The 21,666-nt window shown below is 50.6% G+C and carries 15 protein-coding genes; 8 read left to right on the top strand and 7 right to left on the bottom strand.

Annotated features, from left to right (window positions below):
• Positions 1 to 355: 355 nt before the first annotated feature.
• Both QQL65_RS07090 and QQL65_RS07095 read left to right on the top strand, forming a co-directional pair.
• Positions 356 to 1,597, top strand: a complete 1,242-nt coding sequence (locus QQL65_RS07090) for a GNAT family N-acetyltransferase (protein WP_284366238.1) — start codon at positions 356 to 358, stop codon at positions 1,595 to 1,597.
• 12 nt (positions 1,598 to 1,609) lie between these two features.
• Complete coding sequence (locus tag QQL65_RS07095) at positions 1,610 to 2,977, top strand: oligosaccharide flippase family protein (protein WP_284363126.1); 1,368 nt, start codon at positions 1,610 to 1,612, stop codon at positions 2,975 to 2,977.
• A 648-nt stretch (positions 2,978 to 3,625) separates the two neighbouring features.
• Here QQL65_RS07095 and QQL65_RS07100 read toward each other — a convergent pair.
• Together QQL65_RS07100 and QQL65_RS07105 are read right to left on the bottom strand one after the other, a co-directional pair.
• Positions 3,626 to 3,856: a DUF6447 family protein gene (locus QQL65_RS07100; protein ID WP_284363128.1), complete on the bottom strand. Its 231-nt coding sequence runs from the start codon at positions 3,854 to 3,856 to the stop codon at positions 3,626 to 3,628.
• 109 nt (positions 3,857 to 3,965) lie between these two features.
• Positions 3,966 to 7,481: a DUF4214 domain-containing protein gene (locus QQL65_RS07105; protein ID WP_284363130.1), complete on the bottom strand. Its 3,516-nt coding sequence runs from the start codon at positions 7,479 to 7,481 to the stop codon at positions 3,966 to 3,968.
• A gap of 840 nt (positions 7,482 to 8,321) precedes the next feature.
• On the opposite strand from QQL65_RS07105, the gene QQL65_RS07110 reads away from it, so the two are divergent.
• The 6 genes from QQL65_RS07110 to QQL65_RS07135 all read left to right on the top strand — a co-directional run bounded on the left by QQL65_RS07110 (position 8,322) and on the right by QQL65_RS07135 (position 16,250).
• The gene (locus QQL65_RS07110) at positions 8,322 to 9,479 is read left to right on the top strand and encodes a site-specific integrase (RefSeq protein WP_284363132.1); all 1,158 of its coding nucleotides are present in this window, start codon (positions 8,322 to 8,324) and stop codon (positions 9,477 to 9,479) included.
• A gap of 63 nt (positions 9,480 to 9,542) precedes the next feature.
• Positions 9,543 to 11,285 carry a sensor histidine kinase gene (locus QQL65_RS07115; protein WP_284363134.1) on the top strand — a complete coding sequence of 581 codons (1,743 nt, stop codon included), beginning with the start codon at positions 9,543 to 9,545 and terminating at the stop codon, positions 11,283 to 11,285.
• Positions 11,278 to 12,618 (top strand): sigma-54-dependent transcriptional regulator, encoded by a 1,341-nt coding sequence (locus QQL65_RS07120; protein ID WP_284366239.1) that lies wholly within the window; start codon positions 11,278 to 11,280, stop codon positions 12,616 to 12,618. The genes QQL65_RS07115 and QQL65_RS07120 overlap by 8 nt, the downstream gene beginning before the upstream one ends.
• A gap of 214 nt (positions 12,619 to 12,832) precedes the next feature.
• The gene (locus QQL65_RS07125) at positions 12,833 to 13,828 is read left to right on the top strand and encodes a DctP family TRAP transporter solute-binding subunit (RefSeq protein WP_284363136.1); all 996 of its coding nucleotides are present in this window, start codon (positions 12,833 to 12,835) and stop codon (positions 13,826 to 13,828) included.
• Positions 13,829 to 13,941: 113 nt separating this feature from the next.
• Complete coding sequence (locus QQL65_RS07130) at positions 13,942 to 14,631, top strand: TRAP transporter small permease (RefSeq protein ID WP_284363138.1); 690 nt, start codon at positions 13,942 to 13,944, stop codon at positions 14,629 to 14,631.
• A complete protein-coding gene (locus QQL65_RS07135; protein WP_284363140.1) occupies positions 14,631 to 16,250 on the top strand; it encodes a TRAP transporter large permease in 1,620 nt (539 codons plus the stop codon). Before QQL65_RS07130 ends, QQL65_RS07135 begins: the two co-directional genes overlap by 1 nt.
• A 174-nt stretch (positions 16,251 to 16,424) precedes the next feature.
• Here the strand turns inward: QQL65_RS07135 and QQL65_RS07140 are convergent, their stop codons facing one another.
• The 5 genes from QQL65_RS07140 to QQL65_RS07160 form a co-directional block, all read right to left on the bottom strand.
• Positions 16,425 to 17,879 (bottom strand): protein adenylyltransferase SelO, encoded by a 1,455-nt coding sequence (locus QQL65_RS07140; RefSeq protein ID WP_284363142.1) that lies wholly within the window; start codon positions 17,877 to 17,879, stop codon positions 16,425 to 16,427.
• 141 nt (positions 17,880 to 18,020) lie between these two features.
• A complete protein-coding gene (locus QQL65_RS07145; RefSeq protein ID WP_284363144.1) occupies positions 18,021 to 18,842 on the bottom strand; it encodes an ABC transporter ATP-binding protein in 822 nt (273 codons plus the stop codon).
• Positions 18,839 to 19,690 (bottom strand): ABC transporter ATP-binding protein, encoded by an 852-nt coding sequence (locus tag QQL65_RS07150; RefSeq protein ID WP_284363148.1) that lies wholly within the window; start codon positions 19,688 to 19,690, stop codon positions 18,839 to 18,841. The genes QQL65_RS07145 and QQL65_RS07150 overlap by 4 nt, the downstream gene beginning before the upstream one ends.
• Positions 19,691 to 19,694: 4 nt before the next feature.
• Positions 19,695 to 20,549, bottom strand: a complete 855-nt coding sequence (locus QQL65_RS07155) for an ABC transporter permease subunit (RefSeq protein ID WP_284366240.1) — start codon at positions 20,547 to 20,549, stop codon at positions 19,695 to 19,697.
• An 82-nt stretch (positions 20,550 to 20,631) separates the two neighbouring features.
• Entirely contained in the window at positions 20,632 to 21,639 is a 1,008-nt protein-coding gene (locus QQL65_RS07160; RefSeq protein WP_284363150.1) for an ABC transporter permease subunit, read from the bottom strand.
• Between the last annotated feature and the right edge of the window lie 27 nt (positions 21,640 to 21,666).

Consider the following 21,666-nt stretch of genomic DNA (forward strand, 5'->3'; position numbering starts at 1 on the left):
TTGGTGAGCGGCCCTAGATGCTATTCCGAACGCTCGACGGTCCTCCCAAATTGCCGAGTTTGTTCGATTGTGATTTTTGATCGAAGTCATTGGGCGTATTTTGGTAAACAATAGATTGGCTCCCAGATTGTGCAGTTGAATCAAGTTGCAATTAGGTTTGGTGCTCTTTCGCTCCGATCAACGTCTCTTCGCCGGCGCTTTCGCTGTTAACGAAGAATGAGACAAGTGTTCGACAAGCTAGCCACTTTTCTGGCAAATAAATGCATGGATTCGATCTGCTGCACTTGCCCATGCGCGTTGGGGTGAATTGGTGGATTTGTAGACCGGACATTTCCGCGGCGAGGCAAGAGTGATTATGGATTTGGTGCATGGCAAAATCGAACGGTCTTTGAAGAGCCGACCGATTGGATTCCGAGTTGACGCTTTGCCACCAGTGACTGATTGTATTGAACACATCCAAACCGCTGAACGGTTCGCCGAACTTGCGCCCCACTGGCGTGCCCTTGAGCAGCGAAGCACCCAGGGCTTCATATTCTTTCAAAGCTATGATTGGTGTCATCATTGGTGGCACACCGTTGGCCAACATAATCCAGACGCAAAAATTGAGATATTTACGCTTTGGCAGCACGGTGAACTCGTTGCTGTCTGGCCGCTAGTTTCTGATCTGCTTCCACTATCCACTAAGGCAATGCTGCCTTTCACGTCGCCACATGCAGAATACTCAAATCTGATTGTGGACAGTGAAAGTGTTGATGCGAAACGGCTTGGTGAATTTGTGTCAGCGGTTATTGCAAAGTGCGATGTCGACCTTGTCAGCTTACCCAAAATTCCGACCAACAGCGCCTTACACAGTGCGACTTGGGACTTAGGTCTTGTTGCGCCGGTCAACGAAGTTGCCTCCATTTTTGATCTGAGCCAGTTTCAAGATTTTGCGCAGTACCAAGCGAGTATTTCGAAATCCACGCGCCGCAATCGCAACAAACGCAAGAATAAATTGGCCAAACTAGGCCACGTAACTTACCAAAGTTTCTTCGCTGGAACTGATGAATATGCGCGCTTGGTGAAAGCCGCCCTGCACATGAAGACCGGTTGGTTGAAGCAGACGGGTCGCAACGATGCCAAACTGACAATGGCTGGATTAAGCGAATGCCTTTTGTCGCTGCCAGGCGATGAGGCCACAAAGACGGGCGCCGTCGCTGGCGCGCTGATGCTCGACGATAAACCTGTTGCGGTAGAGGTCGGATTTCTTCAGCAAGGACATTATTATTCTTATATTGGTGCGTTCGATTGGGACATGCGCGAGCACTCAGTTGGCAAAATCCAAATCGAGGAGGCTTTACGCTGGGCAATTGAAACTGGCGTTGGCAAATATGATCTGTTGGCGGAACCCGCTGGATATAAGGACAGTTGGTCCAACAATGCCATTCCGCTCGAAACGCGCGTGATTGCGCGCTCTTGGCGCGGCAAACTTGTCGGCGTGTTGTGGCAATTGCATGTGCGTCCAAAGGTCAAATCCTATTTTAATCGCTTGCCAAGCAATTGGCGGTTGAAGATTTTGCACATTGTGCGCGCCCTGCGCGGCCAAACCTCCAATTAGGGCGTTCCCACATTGATAAATCAACTTGGCCATAAGGCGCGGGAACTGCTTTCACGAGTTGGGCAGTTGCAAGCGGTCATCAGGGCAATGTCCGCATTGGCATCGCGCATTCTGGCCGCCGGCTTGGCCTACATTTTCCAAATCTACCTGGCCAAGAGTTTGGGCATTGAAAATTACGGCATCTTTGTCACCTTTTGGACTTGGCAGGTTATTCTTACGCATATTTCGGTGATGGGTTTTTCCGAAAGCGCTGTGCGCTTTTTGCCCCGATATGCAACGCGTCTGCGCGAAGATCTCACTTATGGCTTCATGAGCAATGGCCTCAAATTCATCATCACCACTTCAATAGCCACCGCAATATTGTGTGGTTCGGCGCTCTATTTCTTTGGGCACCTACTTGCCGATAATATGATGGGTTCAGCCATTGTACTGGCAGTCGGCCTGCCGATTTTGGCGCTTGAATTATACATTGAAGGCGTTGCGCGCGGTCTTGGTTGGACCATGATGGCGGTGGTGCCTGGGTTTATCGTTCGGCCGCTAATTGTCATGGGGGCGCTATTTGTTATCAGCCTCAACAATATCCCACTCACCGCAGAACTCGCGCTCGCAGTAACAATCGCCGTAACGCTGTTCTTGATTTTGTTGCAGGCGATTTTCATAAAGCTACACGTTAAGCGGGTTAAGCCTGCAACCAGCCAGAACCACCGCAAACGCTTGCGCCGATACTGGATCTGTGCCGCGGTGCCTTTGGTTGTGGTCACCGGCGTTGAAGAGCTGCTCTATTGGTCTGATATCGTCATCCTTGGGTTTATGATGCCTTCTGAAAGCGTGTCAGTTTACTTTGCCGCCCTGCGCTGTATGGCGATTGCTGGCTTCATTCACTATGCCTTTATGTTGGTGTTCGCCCGAGAATTCTCGCTGGCCAACGCAGTAGGCGACCGGACCGAGCTGCAGCATCGGGTGCACATGGCATCGACCTGGACATTTTGGCTCACCATTCCCGCCGTGTTGGTCACCCTTGCCGCTGGCCCGTTGTTGCTGTCGTTGTTTGGCGAGGAGTTTTTGTCCGGCCAGATCATCATGGCTGTCATCGGCTTAGGTTTGGTTGGTAAATCAATAGTTGGACAGGCCTCCAGCTTACTCATTGTTGTCGGCCGCGAGCGGCTTAACGTTTTAATTGCTGCCTATGCATTGGTGCTCAACATTGCTGTTTCGGTTACTCTGGTGCCCATCTTTGGCATTTTAGGTGCAGCGGTCGGCACCGCTTTATCGCAGATCGTGCGCGCCGCGCTGCTCTATTATTATTGCCGCCTCAAGATCAATGTCTCCGTGATCGCCCATTTCGACCCGCGCAAGGTGTTGCTGGCTAAAGCCACTTAGTTCGACAATTCAGCACATTTAACGCAACATGGCTGCAAGCCATTTGCGGTATCGGGTTTATGGGGCACGAGGCGCATATTGGCTCCGGCTTTGTAGATAAAAATTGAGACAATAAACGCCTCGTGCGACGGCAATTTTTGCGCAACGAGTTGAATGCCCCGGGGTGCTCACCCGTTTATCCCCTTAGCTACACCATGATCCGTTGATCGATCATTGTTTTGCCTCACGGGGCGTACCGTATTTGTCATGACGGACCAAAACCGTCCTATTACAAATACTGCCCCTCCGGCAGGGCGGGCGAAACGTCGCCCGAGGTCCTCAGCGATAAATCGCTTCGTCCTCCTTTTCCCTTGCCTGTGCATAACAGAACAGCTTCAACTTGCTGCCCAATGATTTACGCCTGCCTTCGGTGTCAGACTGGACAATTCAATTTGTGCGATATGATCGGCGGCCCGACCATATTTCCGCCTCTTCGCCTTCGCGTAATCGCAAAAACTAGGGAAAGCCTAAGCTCTACGTCCCCAAAATCTGCCACCACGCTGTTCCAATTGTTCGTCAACAACCCATGCGGAACCAATAGCAAAGATGAAACAAGCATAAGGGATGTGCGTGGGGCGGGGATAACTATTTTGGAACAATCAGCAGAAGCTAGTCTAAAAGGCCATCAATTTTGAGAAGTTGATACAGCTCGCGCGCCACTTCATCGCGCATCTGGTGCAACAGGTCTAAGCGGTGTCGCAGGTGCAAAATCTGATCATCCGTGGCTTGGATATTGATCATCTGCGCTTTGGCATTGTCGCTCAAATCATCCATAAAAATGCGCTTATCCCCATCCAGCAGAAACTGGTTTTGATGCGAAGAAGGGTGATAATTGGACATGATCAAACTTACAAAATGAAATTGAACCTAAATGATTTGAAAACTGAGCGCTTCATATGAAGCAAAGAACCCACCGCGCGTACGCGGTGGGAGATTGGTTTAGCAGGTTCTAGAATACAGCGAGATCGCTTGCGTCTAGTGTGCCTGTCATGCCGGTCACGTCGACCAAATAGTCGTTGGTTGCACCATCGAAGGCGAGGTAAGTCTTTGACCCGTAGGTGAAGGTTGCTGCCTCACCGTCTGACAATGCGGCCACTGCAACACCAAATGCAGCAGTCAGATTTGCCTGAGCATCAATGGTCGGTTCTGACGCCGCCAATGTTGTTGTTGTCAATGTGCCGCCAAATGTGTCTTGGAAGCTTAGCGTGTCCACTGAACCGGACGCAGCGTTGCTACCTAGATCAAGATCTGTGATCACGTCCACATTTGCAGCATTTGAGCCACCAGCGAGGAAAGTAAACACATCGTCACCAGTGCCACCAGTTAGTTTGTCTGCAGCAGAACCACCTGATGTCACCTCGGCTACTGCGGTTTGAGTGGTTGCTGAGTTCAGGTCTTGTGTATTGGTTGCGCCTTGTTGAACCGCAGCAACAGTTTCAGCAACTGTTGGGTTGGCATTGGCTGTTACGCTGACACCTGCAACAGAAGCTGCGGATACGGTGCCACCATCGCCGCCGGTAATGCCGGCAGCTACGCCACCGCCCGTTAGGGCTGCACCACTTGCTGGCCCAGTGATAACTACTGTTGTTGCTGTAGATGAAAGTGTTCCGCCAGTTTGCGCGTTTATGGCCGCACCGTGTGAAGTCACAAAGTTGGCCAATGTTGTTGAAACATCGGTGTTAAACACTTCGCTATAGGAGGAGCCGCCAACCGTCACCGTGAACAGCTCGCCCGTTTCAAGGTCAGACGGAGTGAGTGTTTCGGTGGCTTGAGTAGCGGCAGCATTTGTGGTCACCGTTGAGGTCAACGAATATGCAACACCTGCAATGTCACTGGTCAAAGTGACTATATTAGTTGCTGCAGTTGCATCAACGACCGCTGCGGTTGCTCCGTTGCCCTGGATTGCGGCGGCAATGCCTGCGGCAACTGCGTCTTGGTCCTCAGGTGTGCCAGCGACCGTGTATGTTACAGCCGTGCCTTGTACTGTCGTCGTAATCACATCGCCAACATCATAGGTGCCTGTGGCAACAGTAATCGTCGAGGTTTCCTTGACAGCCTGCACATTTGAAGCGGTGCTGCTTAGAGTAAACGCCGAGCCATTTCCTTGGCCGGTTAAAGTTACAACGCCACCGGCGGCAGATGCAGCACCACCAAGTGCGCCACCAGCATTGCCGATGACACCGGCAAGTCCCGTAGCCACCGAGGCAGCAGTTGTCGCTGCTGCGGTGAAGCTATAGTCCGTGCCATTCACAGTCGCAGTGAACACGTCTCCAACTTCAATTGTGCCCGCAACAGTCAATGTTGATACCTGCGCAGTGCCTGCTGTGAGGACGGTTGTAGCCGCATCACCAGTGATTGTATCGTCGCCAGCACCACCGACGATCGTGTCAGCTTGGCCTGAACCACTAAGTACGTCGTTGCCAGAGCCGCCGGTCAATTTTGTGCCCGTCGCCGTATTATAAGCAGCAGCATTGATTGTTGTGTCACCGGTTGTTCCTGAGGCGTCAACGACAAGGTTGAGACCAGTATGGCCAGCATCAACTGTGATGCTGTTGTTGTCAGCAACATTGGTGTTATTTACACCACCATTGACTAGCTTGATGTTTTCCAAAGCTGTCGCGCCTGCAGTTGTCAAAGTAACGCTACCAGTTTTTGAAAGCGCCGCTGTGGTATCAGATGTCGTGCTGTTGCCAGTGATTTCAAGCGTTTCAACGCCCGCCATGCTGACCGCACCAAAGGCGATAGTGTTGGCGCCAGCAGTTTCTTGGGTTGTTGCTGATACTTTTACGACGTCTTTTTGACCAACGTCTGTAGCGCCCTTGACGTTGATGCCGAGGCCGCCGGATCCATCTGCAACTGTTATAGCAGCAGCTTGAGCTGCGGATAGGTCTTTAACAGATGCGCCCGCACCGTCGTCATCCAAAACAACCTTTGTGATGCCTGCGATGTGATCCATGTCCACTGCGCCAGCGCCAGAGTTGAATAGGTTCAGAGTTTCAAAGTTTGTGTAACGAGCGCCTTCGGCTGCGGCATCAATCTGATTCGAGTTTGTCAGAATCAAACTGTCGGTGCCATCTCCGCCATCAATAGCAGCGGTAGCACTTGCAGCATAAGATGAACCCGCAGTTACAGTATCATCTCCGGAAGAGCCCTTGAAATTGGTGTCTTTTTCACCATCAAGGGTTGCTAAAACACCACCAGTGTTGCCAGACGCATCGATCGTATCAAAGCCAGGGTCCAGCGCGCCTAGTGTGATTTTGCCTGCGCCGGTAACCATTAGGGTTCCATCAATACCAGTGGTGTTAAGCCCTGCGGTTGAAAGATCAACGCCGGCATCAACAGTAACTTTGGTTGCGCCGGCAACGTTCAGTGAATTTACAGCACTTTTTGTGCCGGCAGTTTTGATTGTTACGTCTGTAAGTTTTGCACCCATGATCGTAACATCATCGTTGCCTGGTGTTGTGCCCGCTGAGATTTTGTCAAGATGAACAGTTGCAGCAGTTGCCGTACCACCAAAATTCGCGCCAAGATCAACGGCAGCACCGTCACTTGCTAGTGTGATATCTTTAAAACCAACTTCAGTGCCATCGGCCACGGTAACGGTTTTTTGACCGTCACCACGTGTCATGGTGACCATTTTCGCGCCTGTTGCACCAGAAAAATCAACGTTTACATCAGCGTCGAAAATGTTAACGTTTTCGATATTTGAGATTTGTGGAACGCTAATGCCTAAGCCCGGACCGCTATAGATATTCAGTGTGTCTGTGCCTGCACCACCGTCAAGGATGTCCGCCGCAGAAGCAGTAGGTGCGGCGCCGACTGTGTTGTCCGAGACAAATGTATCATTGTTGGAAGTGCCAACAAATGCATCACCCTGGTCAATGCCAGTGGTCAGGTTAAGTGTTTTACCAACAACGCCTTCACCAGAAACAAACGCATCTGTTTCTGCTTTTGCAGCGGTTACAGAAGCTTCTGTTGCGTCAACGCCGTCAAGCACGTCAGCAGCAGCTTTCTTTGCTGCCGTGTTGTTTTCATAGTCCAAGCCAGAGATTAGGCCCGTGTCTTCTGCAAAATCAATACCAACGGCAACTTTGTTGTCGAGCATTGTTTTGTCTTTGTTGGTGTCATCATCTTTTGCACCAGAAATGATGTCGATGATCATTTCGCCAACAGGTGTGCCACCAGCAAGTTGCGCCAACCAATAAGCTTCGCCTTCAGCATCGGGTGCGCGGTTGAACAAGTTTTGGTAGATATCATTGATGAATGATTTCGGTGAAATCACATCAGGTGTCACCAAATATGGATATTTGGCAGTCGATTCGTCCTGAACAGAAAATGACTGCGCAATGTCAGCAACACTCATGCCGTCATTCAAGCGTCCAATCCAGTACTGCAATCCAACTGGATCTGGTGCCCGGTCATAGTAACCCACGTAAATCTGGGTAATTGTTTCTTTAGCGCCCATTAGATAAATCCCTTCCCAATGGTCTTTGATTTTAAGATGCAGTGCTGATCAGAAAACTGTTCAACACACTCCCAACCTCCCAAGTTCGCCAAAATCCGCCACCAAAAGGCGGGGGGCCACATGGGGCGGAAGATTGACGATCTTGGAGGTTTTGCCAGCAGAGCGGTCGGCACGGCGCACACAGGCGCTATGCCATGCAGCTGCTGTCAAACGTGCGAAACGCGCCGCACATTGGATAGAAGCTGCGTAAAATTCGTATGCAGAATTACGTGATACAATTGGGGGATGCGCAGTGGTACAACCACTGATAAGGTGTGGGTTGTGATTAAATATTTGCTTATGTGAATTTGTAGTTGATTTTAAGTAATCAAATACAACTACAGTATTGCACTTTTTACGGACTAGACTGTTAGTGAGGCTATAAGTATGTCTAAAGTGAAATGTGCATAAATATTGGGAGGAGGGTTGATTTGTTCGATTAGTATATTGAGTTGATATTTCACAGAGTCACGAAAGAGCGCCAAAAATGCGCGATCGTGAATTGATTGTTCATATATATAGTGTTGAATTATTTGAATAAACGCGCGATAAGGCGTTAACAGACTTCCCCATTTTGAAGTCTATTTTGCATTGATTTGATGAAAAATTCAGCAATGTGAATATGTTAGCGTCAGGTCACTGGCCGCGCGTTTAAATAATAGTCAATTTCTACTGCAGGACGGATCACCTTAATTTGGCGCATTACGTGCTAAAAAGGGTTTGCTTCTACTGTGGTTTGATTGACTGGCAAAAGAATGGGGATGAAACGCCAAGCACTAAAAGTAAAAGTGTAAAAGAAAAATGCCGATTAAGAAGTTTACAAGGACATTTGTACAAAGTGCAAAGTGCCCAGAAGAAAAGCAAAAGACTGTATTTTCGGATCAAAAGACTAAGGGGTTAGTTCTTGAAGTGCGGGCGAGTGGTGGAAAAACCTACTATGTTCGCTATCGAGATCAATATGGTGACCAGAAAAACATCAAAATCGGGGATGCAACCTCAATTGATTTGGAAGCCGCGCGACGGCACACCATCCAAACAATGTCGCGGGTGGCTTTGGGGGCGGATCCACATTCAGAGCGTAAGGCGTTGCGCCAAGTGCCAAGCTTTAATCAGTTCTTTGCCGAGCGATATCTACCCTATGTGAAGGGCTATAAGCGCTCATGGAAGAGCGATGAGAGCATCTACCGAAACCATGTGGCGCCGGTGTTTGGGCATAAGCGATTAGACGTTGTAACAACCAGCGATATCTCAAAATTTCATCATGGATTGTGTGGTTTGGGCTATGCGCCGGGCACGGCCAACCGTGTGCTGATTTTGATCCGCTTCATGTATAATCTTGCCATCAAATGGCAAGTGCCTAACATATCGTCTAACCCTTCTTCCGGCGTCGAGTTGTTTCGATTGAATAATGAACGGCAACGCTTTTTAACCCCGCTTGAAGTCAATCGCCTGTTCGATGAGATCAAGAGATCGCCAAACACACTGCTTGAACCAATCGTCAGTTTGTTGCTGTTGACAGGTGCGCGGAAACGCGAAGTGTTAGACGCACAGTGGGCCGATTTCGATTTCAATAATCGCATTTGGGTGATCCCCATTACGAAATCAGGTAAAGCGCGCAAAGTGCCTCTGAGCGATGAGGCTATCGCGTTGGTTGAACGGCTGAAAAGCAAAAATAGGAGTGCCTATTTGTTCGCCAATCCTGAAACAGCAAAGCCCTTCCGAACTATTTTTTACGCCTGGGATACAGCCCGAAAACGCGCGGGGTTGGCGGAGGTTCGAATGCATGATTTGCGTCATTCATTTGCGAGCTTCTTGGTCAATTCTGGTCGCTCGCTTTATGAAGTGCAGCGGCTCCTCGGACATGCGCATATCAAAACCACAGAGCGATATGCACACCTCTCAGATGAAACTTTGTCAAGCGCGGTCAATGTGGTTGGAGCGATCATCAAGTCGGCTTAAACGCTTCGCACCATCAAAAATGCTCGATTGACTTATGCGATGTGGGCATAAGATAGTCGCGGCATGAGTGTTGTTGATCCGATTGTGAGAAATTTCCGTCTGCAAATTGCAGCGCTGCTTGTTGTGGTCAGCGTTGGCACTTTGGCGATTTTGTATTTCGGTGTGCCCTGGACAGAGGCACGGGAGCGCCAACGGCTCAATGCTGAAATTGATGAAGTTTTGGCTTTGCAAAAAGAAACCATCAACGGCATTTTCGACAAGTTTCGATTGCTCACTGGGGTCGTGGCGCGCCAACCCAATGTGGCAATATTGTTCCGCATGCAAAACCCAAATGTTGCCAAAGACATCGCAGATGAATTGGTGGTGCAATATGCCGGGTTGTCAGGCGCTGCCAATGTTCAGTTTGCCCGTCCAGATGGCACGGTGCTTGCCCAAGCAAATGAAACCGGATTTGCCCCACAAATCATTGATGAGAAACTGATCCGGGCGGGCGCAGAGGGGCGTTTAGGACGAGCTACTCTCTTAACCAGCGATGGAGAAAGTGCCTATGGCTTTTCCCATGGCGTGAGCTGGAATGGGCGCATTATTGGCATTGTGGTTGTCTATGTAAATTTGCAGCAATTGGGGGATGCGTGGGGCCTGCTGAATGAGCCGATTTTTGTGACCAACCCAAATGGTCAGAAAATTGTCGCGAACCAGTTGGCGGGGATACTTCCAGCGGAAGTGCTCAAATCTTACGGCGAAAAGGCGCAAATTATTCAAGTGGGCGAAGGCGCAAATCAGATCAGTTTTGTCGGTCGAGGTGAGTATTTGCCATTGCTTGATTGGCACCTCAATGTTTTGGAGGATGATCGACCCGTCGCCGTGGCGCGAGAGCAAACAATATTGATCATTATGTTATCCGCAATAATTGTCGCGGGCATGATTTTCGTATTGCTGCAACGCCGCCACATCGCAGTGGTTCGCTTGGCGGAAGAACAAGCCACCGCACGAGAGTTGGAAGAGCGGGTGCGCAAAAGAACCGATGAATTGCGCAAAGAATATGAGGAACGGATTGCCGCAGAAGCGGCGCTTAGGCAGGCGCAGAATGAGTTGATGCAATCTGCAAAGCTCGCATCAATTGGCCAAATGTCCGCAGCACTGTCTCACGAATATAATCAACCCATTGCCGCTATTCGTGCCTATGCGGATAATGCACAAGCCTTTCTGGATAAAGACCGACAAGACGCTGCACGGGACAACCTAACCCGCATTTCATCCATGACTGAACGCATGGCTAAGCTTTCCAAGACGCTAAAATCATTTGCCCGAAAACCTGGCACGAGTATGCGCGATGTATCGGTGCCTAGCCTGGTCAAAGAGTCGATAACATTGGTTGAGCCCCATGCGCGCGACAAGAAAGTCGACATCGAACTTGGAGATATTCCTGCTGACTTAACCGTGCGCGGCGGCAGTTTGCGCTTGTCGCAAGTGCTGGTGAATTTGCTGAGCAATGGGGTAGATGCAGCAGAAAACAGCGCCAAGAAACAAGTGAGACTAGCGGTCAGTCATGACCCGGAAAGCGTCATTTTTACGGTTGAAGATTCAGGGGACGGCATCACCGAAAAAGACAAAGAGAGCATCTTTGACCCCTTTGTTACCCAAAAGGATGTTGGCGAAGGCTTGGGTTTGGGGCTATCCATTGCGTACAACATTGTGCACGATTTTGGTGGCGAGATTGAAATTGGCGCCAGCCAATTGGGCGGTGCCGCGTTTTATGTGAAGTTGCCGCAACAAACAAAGGCGAACAATAGTGACGATATCTGATCCGCAGGTTCTGCTTATCGACGATGACGACGATTTGCGTCACGCATTGGTGCAAGCGCTTGAGCTAGATGGTTTTGATGTGAAAGCGTTTGCCAGTGCCGCATCGGCCTTGTCGTCTGTTTCCTTTCAGTTTCACGGTGCCGTCATTTCTGATGTGCGCATGCCGGGGATGACGGGTCAGGAGTTTTTGAAAAAGGTCATGCATGTGGACCCAGCCATTCCTGTGATTTTCATTACCGGGCATGGCGATGTGGCAATGGCGGTGAGCGCCATGCGTGACGGCGCATATGATTTCATCGAAAAACCGTTTCCCCCGAACCAGCTCTCCGCAGTGATTTCGCGCGCAATTGAAAAGCGTCGGCTGGTACTTGAAAACCGCATTCTTCGAGAAGAAATTGATGCGGATGGATTGTTGGACGAAACGCTGATTGGCAAATCAGCGCAAATGGTGCGGGTTCGCCAACAGGTGACGATGCTAGGCGATGCAGACATTGATATTATGATCAATGGAGAAACCGGCGCGGGCAAAGACGTTGTGGCACGCGCGCTGCACGATCACTCAAACCGCAAAGACAAGCCATTTGTCGCGGTAAACTGCGGCGCATTGCCCAAAGAGATTATTGAAAGTGAGTTGTTTGGGCACGAAGCCGGCGCCTTTACCGGCGCGACGCAAAAGCGGGTTGGCAAGATCGAATATGCCAACGGCGGCACGCTGTTTCTGGATGAAATTGAATCCATGCCGCTTGATGTGCAGGTGAAGCTATTGCGGGTTGTGGAAACGCGCACACTGGAACGGTTGGGGTCCAACAAAACCATCCCATTAGACATTCGAATTGTGGGCGCATCCAAAGTTGATTTGGCCGCTGCCAGCAATGATGGCGAGTTTCGCCAGGACCTTTATTTCAGGCTCAATGTTGCCACGATTGATCTGCCACCTTTGCGTGATCGCGGTGAAGACATCATGATGTTGTTCTATCGCCTTGCTCGCCAAGCGCGTGCACGATTCCGCAAAGAAATTCCTGAGGTAACGCCGGAAATCGTGGCGCAGCTTCATGCCTATGACTGGCCGGGCAATGTGCGTGAATTGCGAAATTCTGCGGACCGATTTGTCCTTGGCATGGGCCTTGGTTTGCCCAATAGCGAAGATATTGTAGTGGATCAATCAGACCGCACCTTGCCTGAAAAAATGGCAGCCTACGAAAAGGCGCTGATTGAAAGCGAAATTGCCAAACAGCAAGGCTCGATCAAGGCCACTTACGAAGCTTTTGGAATTTCGCGCAAGGCGCTCTACGAAAAAATGAAGAAATACGACATCTCAACGCCACATGGCTAATGTGTCGATTTCGACACATCGAAGCAATTTGGCTGTGTGCGTTTCTACACATAGGTTGAGTTCCATGCCGTTTGATCCCAGTATCCTTTGTTTAAGTTATTGAAAAATAACGATTTAGTTTCGAGATGCGAGTTTGGCACGGTGCTTGCAATGTTAATTGCGAGTGGCGGCAGGAGGTCGTCAAAACTCAAACATCCTTTGGGGAGGAACATAAATGTTCAAGAAACTACTTGTTGGCGCTGCGGTTACCGCGGGCCTAATGGCATCACCAGCTCTTGCGAATTGCGACAGCGGCGAAATCGTTATCAAATTCAGCCACGTGACAGCAGAAACTGGTCACCCAAAAGGTGAAGCTGCTGCAGCGGTTGCCAAACGCATCAATGAAGAGATGAATGGCACAGCCTGTATGGAAGTGTTCGCCAACTCAACATTGTTTGACGACAACAAAGTGATGGAAGCATTGCTTTTGGGCGACGTTCAAGTGGCGGCACCTTCGCTTTCAAAATTCGAAAGCTTTACCAAGAAGTACCGTGTGTTTGATCTACCGTTCTTGTTCTCAGACATGGACGCTGTAAACAACTTCACACAAGGTCCGGTAGGTAAAGACCTATTGAACGCCATCAACGACAAAGGCTATGTCGGCCTTGGCTATATCTACAATGGTCTAAAGCACTTCTCAGCCAAGAAGCCTTTGATTGCACCATCTGATGCATCTGGCCTCAAGTTCCGCGTTCAAACATCTGACGTGGCTGTGGCGATGATTGAAGCAATGGGCGGTTCAGCGCAAAAGCTAGCCTTCTCTGAAGTTTATGGCGCGCTGCAAACTGGCGTTGTGGACGGTCAGGAAAACACATGGTCAAACATCTACTCAAAGAAATTCTTTGAAGTGCAAGACGGTGTGACTGTAACCAACCACCAATTGCTTACATACCTAGCGATCACTTCAAAAGAGTGGCTCGACGGTTTGGACCCAGCAGTTCGTGATCAATTCCTCACCATCTTCAACGAAGAAGTTGTGGCAGCAAACGCCAAAGCAACAGCTTTGAACGAGCAAGCACGTGAGAACATCGTGGCTGCAGGTGGCGTTGTACGCGAGCTAACACCTGAGCAACGTCAGGTTTGGGTCGACACAATGAAGCCAGTTTGGGCACAGTTTGCTGACGATATCGGTCAAGACGTTATCGATGCTGCTGTAGCTGCAGGCATGTAGGCTTCAAAGCGACTTATGCACAATTGCGGGGCGCGCCATTCGCGCTCCGCTTCTAAATCTGGCACGATGCCCAGTATGAAGCATCGACAATTCTTAAGTTTTGGGGAAAGACAATGGCTGCGACCTGGCTTTATGCGGGCACCGGACTGCTCATCCTTGCGCTTTTTTTAGCCGAACGGCGCTGGGAAAGCGCGGTCACACGGCTCGAAGAAAACGTGTTGGCAATCCTTTTGGCGCTCATCACCATCATCTCATTTGTGCAAGTGGTTATGCGCTACGGATTTAACGCAAGCTTTGGCGGCGCGCTGGAGCTGACCCGCATCATCTTTGCATGGCTAATTCTGTTCGGCATGTCATACGGGGTGAAAATGGGCACTCACCTTGGTGTTGATGCCTTTATTCGGATGTTGCCGAAAAAGGGTTTGCGCTACGCGGCAATCTTTGGCGCGGCAGCGACACTGCTCTATGCGGTGATGCTGATTTCGGTTGATTGGATGAAAATTTTTGGCGTCTCGTCAAAAGGCGGCGCCGTGGTCTACTGGTCAAAAATGTATCAACTACAATTGGGGCTTGAGGACCTGAAATATCCAAGCTGGATTTCAGAGCCATTGGGTCTGGATGAACGCGTAAAGCGCTGGATGGCCTATTTGATCCTACCTGTTGGATTGGGCTTGTTGGGCTTTAGATCTTTGCAAGCCATGATCCAGATTATTCGCGGGGAACGCGAATTGATTATTGCCGGTCACGAAGCTGAAGAGCTGGTGGCTGAAAACAAAGATGTCTTGAAAGAGGAGCGTGCATAATGGCTGCTGCAATTCTATTCGCGCTCGTACTCGGGCTATTGTTCCTAGGCGTGCCGGTGGCGGTATCGCTTGGGCTATCATCTATCATTGTTATTGCGTTCCTATCACACGACTCCATGTCGTCCGTTGCGCTGCAATTGTTCAACTCCGCTCAGCATTACACTTTGCTGGCGATTCCGTTCTTCATTCTTGCCGCTTCCTTTATGTCTACAGGCGGCGTGGCAAAACGCATTATCCGCTTCGCCATTGCGACCGTTGGACACTTCCGTGGTGGTTTGGCCATGGCGTCGGTTCTTGCGTGTATGATGTTTGCGGCTCTGTCTGGCTCATCCCCGGCAACCGTTGTGGCCATCGGCACCATTGCCATCGCGGGTATGATGCAGGTGGGGTACTCTAAAGAGTTCGCCGCCGGCATTATCGCCAACGCGGGTACTTTGGGCATTCTCATTCCGCCTTCCATCGTAATGGTGGTTTATGCGGCTGCAACCGATGTGTCTGTGGGCCGTATGTTCCTCGCTGGTGTTATCCCAGGCCTTGTGGCTGGTGCGATGCTGATGATTGCCATCTACATTGTGGCGCGGGTGAAAAACTTGCCAGCTGAGCCTTGGAAGGGCTTTGGCGAAATCCTGCAAGGCGGCAAGCAAGCCGGTTGGGGCTTGTTCCTCATCATTATCATCCTTGGCGGTATTTATGGCGGCGTGTTCACGCCAACTGAGGCGGCAGCGGTCGCTGCGGTATATGCGTTCTTTATCGCCATTTTTGTTTATCGCGACATGGGACCATTGCAGGGCATTCCTTGGGTGCCAGAAGATGCGCCGATCAAAACCCGCATTGGCTTTTCTGCCACCGTTTATGGTCTATCGCTATTTGGTCTCTGGATGACCCTTTCATTCTTTGCCTTTGGCGACAATGAAGCGGTAAGCCTTGCGGCACGCTTCTGGTCGGGCCTTGTGGCAGGTGTGGCGGCGATGATCGCCTACACCATGTGGCGTGACCCAGAATCTAGCCTTGCGCGGGTGCCTTCACACATTGTTGCAGGCTTGCCAATTTGGGGCCGTAATCTGGGGCTGGTGTTTGGCAAATTCCCAACGGCCATGTTCCACAACGACACTCGCAAAGTGTTGGTCGATGCATCAAAAACAACGCTGATGTTGATGTTCATCATCGTCAACGCCCTGTTGTTTGCCCACGTTTTGACCTCAGAACGTATCCCGCAGGCAATTACCGCTCTGATGCTGGACGCTGGCTTTAACTGGTTCACCTTCCTGATCGCGGTCAACATTTTGCTGTTGATTGGTGGCCAGTTCATGGAGCCATCTGGCCTGTTGCTGATTGTTGCGCCAGTGGTGTTCCCAATCGCGATTGAATTGGGCGTGGACCCTATTCACCTGGGCATCATCATGGTGGTGAACATGGAAATCGGCATGATCACACCGCCCATTGGGCTGAACCTATTCGTGACCTCCGGGATCACGGGCATGAGTTTGCTGCAGGTGGTGAAAGCCGCACTGCCATTCGTGGCCGTGTTGATGGTGTTCTTGGTTATCGTGACCTACTGGCCCGCGCTTTCAACAGCGCTGCCATATGCGATGATGGGACCTGAAATCGTAACGAGATAAATAGGGAGCTCCTCCCAAACTGAAGGCGGCCTCCGGGCCGCCTTTTTTTGTTTTGGTGCCGATCACTTTGTTGATATCTCGCGCAGCTTTTTGCGCGCCCGCCGGAAGGGCAGCATTTGGCACAGGGCGGTGTTAGCCCGTCATGCCAAATGCGGAACGCCCTGCGAGGCCAAGTTAAGTTCCACAAAAGGTTTGGTGTACACGTTCATCTGGCGCAGGTGGCAAGGTGTAGGCATGGTGAACCGGTTGGTCCTCAAAAGGACGTGAAAGCACCTGCATCAATTCTTCAAATAAGGAAAAGTCACCATCTGTTGCCGCTTGAATCATGGCTTCAACGCGGTGATTGCGCGGGATGAAAGCAGGGTTCACTTTTCGCATTAGGGATTGGTCGACCCGCTTGCCACCATCCGTGTGCCTCACCCAATCATTAATCCATTCGGTCAGCGGCAACTGCGCCGCCGCGACGGTTGGATTGGGCAATTCAAGATTGCAAAGGGCGCGGAATGTGTTGGTGAAATCGGCGCGCGCTTCCTTCATTAAATCCAATAGTTCAATGGCCAATTCATAGTCGCCGGGCCGTTCGTTTGCGATACCGATTTTCTTCAGTATTCCAGAGCGGAATGCATCGTCAAATTGCGGTGAGAATTCATTGATGGCGTCTTGCGCAAGCGCCAGTGCTTGATCTTCGTCGTCATGTAAAATTGGCAACATCGATTGTGCTAAAACGCTTAAGTTCCATTGCCCTATGCGCGGCTGATTTTGATAGGCGTAGCGGCCAAATTGATCGATTGAACTGAACACAGTTGCCGGATCATATTCATCCATAAACGCGCATGGGCCAAAATCTATGGTTTCACCCGCGATCGATACGTTGTCCGTGTTCATCACCCCGTGAATAAACCCGATCAACTGCCATTGGGCGATTAGTTCTGCTTGCCGCGAAATAACCCGTTTGAGTAATTCTAAATAGGGGTGATCGGCTACTTGAAGGTCAGGTTCGTGCCGCATAATGGAAAAATCCGCAAGCGCTTTGAGCCCCTCTTTGTCGTCGTGTGCGACAAAATATTGGAAAGTGCCAAAGCGCACAAAGCTTTTCGCTACGCGGGTGATAATTGCACCTGGCAAAGGCGTTTCGCGGCGTACCATTTCGCCCGTGGTAACCGCTGCAAGCGCGCGCGTGGTGGGCAAGCCCAAAGCATGCATGGCTTCTGACAAGACATATTCGCGCAATACAGGGCCAAGGGCGGCACGTCCATCGCCATTGCGGGAATATGGCGTGGGGCCTGAGCCTTTGAGCTGAATGTCAAATACTTGTCCGTCTTTGCTTTGCGCATCACCAAGTAGCAATGCGCGCCCATCGCCCAATCGTGGGTTCCAATGACCAAATTGGTGGCCGGAATAGGCCATCGCTAAGGGCGTCGTGTTAGGGGCCGTTTGATTGCCGGCAAATATTGCCAAACCTACATCACCAGATAGCAAGTCTGCGTCCAATTGCAGCGTAGCTGCAAGATCGCGATTGAACGCAATCCATTTCGGATCTGCAACTGGCGTTGCCGATTGTGCCGCGTAAAAGCGGTCCGGCAATTGCGCATATTGCGCACCAAAAATGGGGTGGGATTTGTCTCGCAATGTGGGGCCTACCTATCTCTTATCAGGATAGGTAGCATTTGTGTGCTGTGCAGGCAAAATCAAATGGCAGTGAGTTGCGCGAGGCAACAAAAAAGGCGGAGCAAATGCTCCGCCTTATTCAATTCGAAAGTCAGGAAAAGACTAGGCGACGCCCAACCGTTTCTTGATGGAATCAACGGTTGCCCGCGGCGTTGCCGCCAACAAAGTCTTGGTATAGCTGTGTTGCGGATTGTTGAAAATCTCATCGCGCGTATTCTGCTCAACGATTTCACCAAAATACATCACCATCACCCGGTCTGCGATATATTTGACAACAGACAAATCGTGCGAAATGAAGATGTAGGAGAGGTTAAACTCGTCCTGCAGATCGGCTAGCAAGTTCAAAATCTGCGCTTGAACGGACAAGTCCAAAGCCGAAACAGGCTCATCAAGCACCAAGATTTTCGGGCGCAGCATTAAGGCACGCGCAATCGCGATCCGCTGGCGTTGACCACCAGAGAACATGTGCGGATAACGTCCATAATGTACAGGCTCAAGCCCGACCTTTTGCAGCATTTCCATAGCTCGTTCACGACGTTCTTCTGCGCCCATATTGGTGTTGATCACCAAAGGCTCTTCCAAAACGTCACCGACTTTTTGGCGCGGGTTCAAGGAACCATATGGATTTTGAAACACAATTTGCATACGCTGCCGCATTTCAGGCGTTGGTTTTTGATCGGCAATATTGATGTTCTTACCTTCAATTTCCAACTCGCCCGATGTTTGCGCATCAATCATGGTGAGGATACGTGCAAGGGTAGACTTGCCGCATCCACTTTCGCCAACGAGCGCCAGTGTTTCTCCTTCTTTGACGTCAAAGCTGATGCCCTTGAGGGCGTGAACCACATCGCCAGCTTTGAACATTGACCCCTTAGTGACATAGTCACGAGTAATGTCTTTGGCTCTTAGAATTGCGTCACTCATGATGAAGCTCCTTCTTGCTCGAAGGTATCTGCAAAGTCAGAAACGGTGGGCAGGCGATCCCCGTCCGCACGCTCTGGCAAGGCAGAAAGCAAAGCCTTGGTATATGGATTTTGTGGGTTTTCGAACAGTTCCAAAACCCCAGCTTCTTCCATCTGACGGCCCTTATATTGCACCACAACCCGTTGGGCCGTTTCTGCAACCACACCCATATCGTGAGTGATCATGATCAGTGCCATATTGTTTTGGCGCTGAATATCAAGCAGCAAATCAAGGATCTGCTTTTGAATGGTCACGTCAAGCGCCGTGGTTGGCTCGTCAGCGATCAGAAGTTTGGGGCTGCATGAAATTGCCATGGCAATCATCACGCGTTGACACTGACCACCAGAGAGTTGGTGCGGATAGCTTTTGAGCTTCTTTGCGGGGTCTGGAATTCCCACTAACTCAAATAGCTCCACAGACCTTGCTTGCCGCTCACGTCCACTCAGATTGGTGTGCGCTTTAAGCATCTCATCAATTTGGAAGCCAACGGTGAAACAGGGATTAAGCGATGCAATTGGCTCCTGGAAGATCATCGAAATGTCTTTGCCGATCAGCTCGCGCCGCTCCCGCTCAGACAAGTTTTGGATGTCTTTGCCTTCAAATGTCATTTTGTCCGCGGTGATGGTTGCGGTTTTGGGCAACAGCCCCATCACCGCGAGCATCGAAACAGACTTTCCTGAGCCACTCTCGCCCACGATTGCCAAAATGTCGTTTTGATCGACTTTGAAGTTGACCCCATCGACGGCTTTAAATGGCCCATCGGCGGTATCAAAGGTGACGGTTAGGTTTTCAATTTCCAATACGTTCATGGCCCTAACTCCGCTTCAATTTCGGATCAAGCGCATCGCGCAAACCATCGCCGACTAGATTGATCGCCAACACGGTCACAAGGATCGCAATACCTGGGAAAGTCACAACCCACCAAGCACGCAGCACGAATTCACGCGCTTCTGCGAGCATTGTGCCCCATTCAGGGGTCGGCGGCTGTGCACCCATGCCCAAGAAGCCAAGTGCTGCCGCGTCCAGAATTGCTGTTGAGAACGACAAGGTCGCTTGCACAATCAATGGAGCCAAACAGTTAGGCAAAATGGTTTTAAACATAAGCCGCATATGCCCAGCGCCTGCCACTTTGGCCGACGTCACATATTCACGGTTTGCTTCGCTCATTACCGCGGCACGCGTGAGGCGAGCAAAGTGAGGCTGCAACACAATCGCAATCGCGATCATCGCGTTGACAAGGCCTGGACCCAAAATTGCAACCAACACCAATGCCATCAGTAGGCTTGGAAAGGCCAAGATGATGTCCATGATCCGCATGATGATCGTATCAACCCAGCCACGGAAGTAACCAGCGACGAGGCCGATAATAATTCCGCCGGTCAAAGAGATCGATACAACGATCACCCCGATAAACAGCGAAAAGCGCGAACCGTGAATGAGGCGTGACAGCATGTCTCGACCCACAGCATCAGTACCGAGAATGAACTTCCAGCTACCGCCAGTTTCCCAAACAGGTGGCATCAAAAATGCATCCCGATATTGGTGACCCGCATCGTGCGGGGCCAACCAAGGGGCGAACGCGGCCACAAAGACCATGAAGCCAACAATGACGAGGCCGATTACCGCCCCTTTGTTGGCGCTGAAATAGTGCCAAAACTCGTTGAGCATTTGCAGCTGCGCGTTGCGCACTTCTGCTTTAACAACGGTTTGGTCAATGTTTTTTGTCTGTGTATCAGTCATCTTGATATCCTCACTGATGCCTGATGCGCGGGTTAATAAGGCCGTAGAGCACGTCAACTGTGAGGTTCACCACCATCACAATCAGCGCGATCAAAACCAAACCACCCTGCACGGACGGGTAATCCCGTCTAAAAATACTATCAACCATCCACTTGCCGATTCCCGGCCAAGAGAAAATGGTTTCGGTCAAAATCGCTCCAGCAAGCAATACACCCACCTGCAAGCCAATGGTTGTAATCACGGGGATCAACGCGTTGCGTAGCGCGTGAACACCGATCACTTGCACTTGGCCAAGACCCTTGGCACGCGCTGTGCGTACATAATCTTCGCCCAAGACTTCAAGCATTGCCGAACGCGTTTGGCGCGCAATCACCGCCAACGGGATCGTGCCCAAAACAATGGTTGGCAAAATCAAATGCATAAACGCGGATTTAAATGCCCCCGACTGACCGGACAAGAAGCTATCAATCAGCATAAAGCCTGTGACCTGTGGGAAATAGTAAAGCAGCGAAATGCGGCCTGATACCGGCGTCCATCCCAAAGTGCCTGAAAAGAAGATGATGAGCAAAAGCCCCCACCAAAAAATAGGCATAGAATAACCAGCAAGCGCGATGCCCATTGTTGTTTGGTCAAACCAAGATCCGCGCTTCACCGCAGAGATAATGCCAGCTGGAATGCCGAGTAACACCGCAAAGACGATCGCGCAAAGCGCAAGTTCAACGGTCGCTGGAAATAGCGTCAAAAACTCGTCAAGCACTGGGCGCTTGGTGGCAATCGAAGTGCCAAAATCACCTTGGAACAAATTGACCAGATAGGTGAAATATTGCTCCCAAATTGGCTTGTCGAAGCCAAACTGGACCAGTAGCTCTTGATAGCGCTCTGGCTTTACCCCGCGCTCCCCCGCGAGCGCTAGGATTGGATCCCCTGGCAGAACACGAACGAAGCCAAAAGCCACAATCGTGATCCCGAAAAATGTCGGCACAATCATGGCCAACTTACTGATGATGAATTTGAACATTCGTTTTTTTCTAAGAAAACAGGCGCT

Source organism: Maritalea porphyrae (assembly GCF_030159895.1).
In the GTDB taxonomy this organism is placed as follows: Bacteria; Pseudomonadota; Alphaproteobacteria; order Rhizobiales; family Devosiaceae; genus Maritalea; species Maritalea porphyrae.